The organism is Arthrobacter rhamnosi (genome assembly GCF_054510975.1).
The window spans coordinates 1-6,006 of record NZ_JBTNDN010000011.1; the positions used below are offsets into that span (position 1 = coordinate 1).

Here is a 6,006-nt window from a genome sequence, read left to right on the forward strand (position 1 = left end):
TTAAGTGGGGAAGGCCCCGCACCTGGTGGTGCGGGGCCTTCCCGTTGAATGGTTGTCCGGCGGTGTCCTACTCTCCCACACTCTCTCGGGTGCAGTACCATCGGCGCTGTGGGTCTTAGCTTCCGGGTTCGGAATGGGACCGGGCGTTTCCCCCACGCTATGACCGCCGTAACCCTTGCTACCTGACGCACCGTGTGTGCCCCGCGTGTTCGCGGGGGTGGTGGTGCCGGTAAATCTGTGGGTTACATCCGTCGTGCTGGATGTAAATGTGGGCTCTGTTCAGCCCGGTATTGAGTTATACCACCCACTGGCCCCGGTCCGCCTGTGCCGGTCCTGGTGGGGACTGGCGCGGGTGGCTCGGTGCTGGTGGTGGTGGTTCCGTTGTTGGTTGGGAACCGCATAGTGGACGCGTAGCATATGTGATCTTCACCCTCCCCTTGGGTGTCACTGGTGTCCTGGTTGCCCAGGGGTCCCGGTGACCGGGGTGGGTGTGTGGTGTAAGTTATCGGCTTATTAGTACCGGTCAGCTTCACAGGTCTTTCGTCCCTGCTTCCACATCCGGCCTATCAACCCAGTGGTCTGGCTGGGGGCCTCTCACACTCTAGGTGTATGGAAATCTCATCTTGAAGCAGGCTTCCCGCTTAGATGCTTTCAGCGGTTATCCCATCCGAACGTAGCTAATCAGCGGTGCACTTGGCAGTACAACTGACACACCAGAGGTTCGTCCGTCCCGGTCCTCTCGTACTAAGGACAGCCCTTCTCAAATTTCCTGCGCGCGCAGCGGATAGGGACCGAACTGTCTCACGACGTTCTAAACCCAGCTCGCGTACCGCTTTAATGGGCGAACAGCCCAACCCTTGGGACCTACTCCAGCCCCAGGATGCGACGAGCCGACATCGAGGTGCCAAACCATGCCGTCGATATGGACTCTTGGGCAAGATCAGCCTGTTATCCCCGAGGTACCTTTTATCCGTTGAGCGACGGCCATTCCACAATGTGCCGCCGGATCACTAGTCCCGACTTTCGTCCCTGCTTGAGATGTCTCTCTCACAGTCAAGCTCCCTTGTGCACTTACACTCGCCACCTGATTGCCAACCAGGCTGAGGGAACCTTTGGGCGCCTCCGTTACTTTTTAGGAGGCAACCGCCCCAGTTAAACTACCCATCAGGCACTGTCCCTGACCCGGATTACGGGCCGAAGTTAGATATCCAGAGTGACCAGAGTGGTATTTCAACGATGACTCCACGTGAACTGGCGTCCACGCTTCACAGTCTCCCACCTATCCTACACAAGCCACACCGAACACCAATACCAAACTATAGTGAAGGTCTCGGGGTCTTTCCGTCCTGCTGCGCGTAACGAGCATCTTTACTCGTACTGCAATTTCGCCGAGTTTATGGTTGAGACAGCGGGGAAGTCGTTACTCCATTCGTGCAGGTCGGAACTTACCCGACAAGGAATTTCGCTACCTTAGGATGGTTATAGTTACCACCGCCGTTTACTGGGGCTTAAATTCCCAGCTTCGTCCCACGCAAGCGTGAAACTAACCGGTCCTCTTAACCTTCCAGCACCGGGCAGGAGTCAGTCCGTATACATCGTCTTGCGACTTCGCACGGACCTGTGTTTTTAGTAAACAGTCGCTTCCCCCTGGTCTCTGCGGCCCTGATCCGCTCCGGTGAGCTAGTCACCATCACGGTTGGGGCCCCCCTTCTCCCGAAGTTACGGGGGCATTTTGCCGAGTTCCTTAACCATAATTCTCTCGATCGCCTTAGTATTCTCTACCTGATCACCTGTGTCGGTTTGGGGTACGGGCGGCTGGAACCTCGCGCCGATGCTTTTCTCGGCAGCATAGGATCACCAAATTCCCCCATACGGGGGTCCCATCAGATCTCAGGCTCGTGATCGAACACAAGGACGCGGATTTGCCTACGTCCTGCCCTACATCCTTAGACCGGGACAACCATCGCCCGGCTTGGCTACCTTCCTGCGTCACACCTGTTAATACGCTTACCTCCCGAGATCAGGTCCCGCGATCCACAAAAAACCACGTCACCACAAGGGTGGGCGGTCATGCTTCTGGCGGTTAGTATCCCTCGATCAGTATTGGCGGTTCTTCGCCGGTACGGGAATATCAACCCGTTGTCCATCGACTACGCCTGTCGGCCTCGCCTTAGGTCCCGACTTACCCAGGGCAGATTAGCTTGACCCTGGAACCCTTGATCATTCGGCGGACGGGTTTCTCACCCGTCTTTCGCTACTCATGCCTGCATTCTCACTCGTGTAGGCTCCACCGCTGGTTTACACCGCGACTTCACCGCCCACACGACGCTCCCCTACCCATCCACACCCTTGAACCAGGAGAACAAGTCTCCGGCTTAGGTATTTATGTGAATGCCACAACTTCGGCGGTGTACTTGAGCCCCGCTACATTGTCGGCGCGGAATCACTTGACCAGTGAGCTATTACGCACTCTTTCAAGGGTGGCTGCTTCTAAGCCAACCTCCTGGTTGTCTGGGCAACTCCACATCCTTTCCCACTTAGCACACGCTTAGGGGCCTTAGTTGGTGGTCTGGGCTGTTTCCCTCTCGACTATGAAGCTTATCCCCCACAGTCTCACTGCTGCGCTCTCACTTACCGGCATTCGGAGTTTGGCTGACGTCAGTAACCTTGTAGGGCCCATTAGCCATCCAGTAGCTCTACCTCCGGTAAGAAACACGCAACGCTGCACCTAAATGCATTTCGGGGAGAACCAGCTATCACGAAGTTTGATTGGCCTTTCACCCCTACCCACAGCTCATCCCCTCCATTTTCAACTGAAGTGGGTTCGGTCCTCCACGACGTCTTACCGTCGCTTCAACCTGGCCATGGGTAGATCACTTCGCTTCGGGTCTAGATCACGCCACTCAGGTCGCCCTATTCAGACTCGCTTTCGCTACGGCTTCCCCACACGGGTTAACCTCGCGACGTAACACTAACTCGCAGGCTCATTCTTCAAAAGGCACGCCGTCACAGAAACAAGTCTGCTCCGACGGTTTGTAGGCACACGGTTTCAGGTACTATTTCACTCCCCTCCCGGGGTACTTTTCACCTTTCCCTCACGGTACTGGTCCGCTATCGGTCATCAGGGAGTATTTAGGCTTACCAGGTGGTCCTGGCAGATTCGCACGGGATTTCTCGGGCCCCGTGCTACTTGGGATCCTCTCCAAACGGCGTCACGCATTACGGTTACGGGACTAACACCCTCTCCGGCCGGGCTTTCAAACCCGTTCACCTATACGCACGCACACATTTCACCAGTCCGGCAGAACTGGAACGGAAAGTCCCACAACCCCAGTGATGCAACGCCCGCCGGCTATCACACACCACTGGTTTAGCCTGATCCGCGTTCGCTCGCCACTACTGACGGAATCACTATTGTTTTCTCTTCCTGTGGGTACTGAGATGTTTCACTTCCCCACGTTCCCTCCACGTACCCTATGTGTTCAGATACGGGTCACCCGGTCACTCGCGCGCCGGGCGGGGTTTCCCCATTCGGACATCCTGGGATCAAAGTTCGGTTATCAACTCCCCCAGGCTTATCGCAGATTCCCACGTCCTTCATCGGCTCCTGATGCCAAGGCATCCACCGTGTGCCCTTAAAAACTTGACCACAAAGATCAAAAAACATATCGAGAAAACCAGGCCCGAACATACGTCCGAAACCAGATTTATCTTAGAAATTGCTTCTTTTTAAGATGCTCGCGTCCACTATGCAGTTCTCAACCAACAACCCCGTCACACCCGCACACCCACCCCCACAGGGGACCCCCACCAAAGGGAGAAAAGAGCGCACGACCTGCGCGGGAAACCAGAAACAACACGCCCCACCCCACCGCAGCGACCCCGCCCCGCCGGCCCACCCCCCGACCACCCCCGCAACGGACACAACCGCCACACGGACAACCAGGAAACGAGCCCACCAGGACACGACACCACGACAAGAAGGAGCCCTGTTATCTCAGGACCCAACAGTGTGCCAAACACCACGACCACGATCACGACCACCCACCCGCGTTCCACGCACCCACCAACACCCCCACACACCAGGACACGATTACTCGTCCCTGCCATGATCCGAAGGCGCCACCGCGCACAGTACTAACAGCCAGGCGACCACCACGGCCGCACCTATTCATTGATATTCCACCCATGAGCACCCACCGCGGAACAAACGCCCGCGCTATGGGCTGACTCCTGCAGGCCACACACCCACCACAGAGGATGGACGAGCAGAACCTGAGGCGCTCCTTAGAAAGGAGGTGATCCAGCCGCACCTTCCGGTACGGCTACCTTGTTACGACTTAGTCCCAATCGCCGGTCCCACCTTCGACGGCTCCCTCCCACAAGGGGTTAGGCCACCGGCTTCGGGTGTTACCAACTTTCGTGACTTGACGGGCGGTGTGTACAAGGCCCGGGAACGTATTCACCGCAGCGTTGCTGATCTGCGATTACTAGCGACTCCAACTTCATGAGGTCGAGTTGCAGACCTCAATCCGAACTGAGACCGGCTTTTTGGGATTAGCTCCACCTCACAGTATCGCAACCCTTTGTACCGGCCATTGTAGCATGCGTGAAGCCCAAGACATAAGGGGCATGATGATTTGACGTCGTCCCCACCTTCCTCCGAGTTGACCCCGGCAGTCTCCCATGAGTCCCCGGCATAACCCGCTGGCAACATGGAACGAGGGTTGCGCTCGTTGCGGGACTTAACCCAACATCTCACGACACGAGCTGACGACAACCATGCACCACCTGTAAACCGGCCACAAGTGGCTGACACATCTCTGCATCATTCCGGTTCATGTCAAGCCTTGGTAAGGTTCTTCGCGTTGCATCGAATTAATCCGCATGCTCCGCCGCTTGTGCGGGCCCCCGTCAATTCCTTTGAGTTTTAGCCTTGCGGCCGTACTCCCCAGGCGGGGCACTTAATGCGTTAGCTACGGCGCGGAAAACGTGGAATGTCCCCCACACCTAGTGCCCAACGTTTACGGCATGGACTACCAGGGTATCTAATCCTGTTCGCTCCCCATGCTTTCGCTCCTCAGCGTCAGTTACAGCCCAGAGACCTGCCTTCGCCATCGGTGTTCCTCCTGATATCTGCGCATTTCACCGCTACACCAGGAATTCCAGTCTCCCCTACTGCACTCTAGTCTGCCCGTACCCACCGCAGATCCGGGGTTAAGCCCCGGACTTTCACGGCAGACGCGACAAACCGCCTACGAGCTCTTTACGCCCAATAATTCCGGATAACGCTTGCGCCCTACGTATTACCGCGGCTGCTGGCACGTAGTTAGCCGGCGCTTCTTCTGCAGGTACCGTCACCAACCCAAAGAGCCGGCTTCTTCCCTACTGAAAGAGGTTTACAACCCGAAGGCCTTCATCCCTCACGCGGCGTCGCTGCATCAGGCTTGCGCCCATTGTGCAATATTCCCCACTGCTGCCTCCCGTAGGAGTCTGGGCCGTGTCTCAGTCCCAGTGTGGCCGGTCACCCTCTCAGGCCGGCTACCCGTCGTCGCCTTGGTAGGCCATTACCCCACCAACAAGCTGATAGGCCGCGAGTCCATCCAAAACCACAAAAGCTTTCCACCAACATGGCATGCGCCAGAAGGTCGTATCCAGTATTAGACCCGGTTTCCCAGGCTTATCCCAGAGTCAAGGGCAGGTTACTCACGTGTTACTCACCCGTTCGCCACTAATCCCCCCACAAGTGAGGTTCATCGTTCGACTTGCATGTGTTAAGCACGCCGCCAGCGTTCATCCTGAGCCAGGATCAAACTCTCCGTAAATGCATTACAGACACAAGGACACCACCCGGGAAAACGGGCAACACCCCTGCACAAAATTCGAAACCAGCCAAAAAAACCAGCCACCACACACCGAGGTGCACGGCAACCAGCAAATTCAACCAATCAAAAAACAATCGGTATCAACAAACTTGGCACACTATTGAGTTCTCAAACAACAGGA

3 rRNA genes are annotated in these 6,006 nt (G+C 56.5%); all 3 read right to left on the reverse strand.

Going from position 1 to position 6,006, the window contains the following annotated elements:
- Nucleotides 1–54: 54 nt before the first annotated feature.
- The 3 genes from rrf to ACX80J_RS16700 all read right to left on the reverse strand — a co-directional run bounded on the left by rrf (nt 55) and on the right by ACX80J_RS16700 (nt 5,825).
- Nucleotides 55–171 (reverse strand): 5S ribosomal RNA (gene rrf / locus ACX80J_RS16690).
- A 321-nt stretch (nt 172–492) separates the two neighbouring features.
- A 23S ribosomal RNA gene (locus tag ACX80J_RS16695) occupies nt 493–3,649 on the reverse strand.
- Nucleotides 3,650–4,291: 642 nt separating this feature from the next.
- Nucleotides 4,292–5,825, reverse strand: a 16S ribosomal RNA gene (locus tag ACX80J_RS16700).
- Together the 16S, 23S and 5S rRNA genes form the textbook arrangement of a ribosomal RNA operon.
- Between the last annotated feature and the right edge of the window lie 181 nt (nt 5,826–6,006).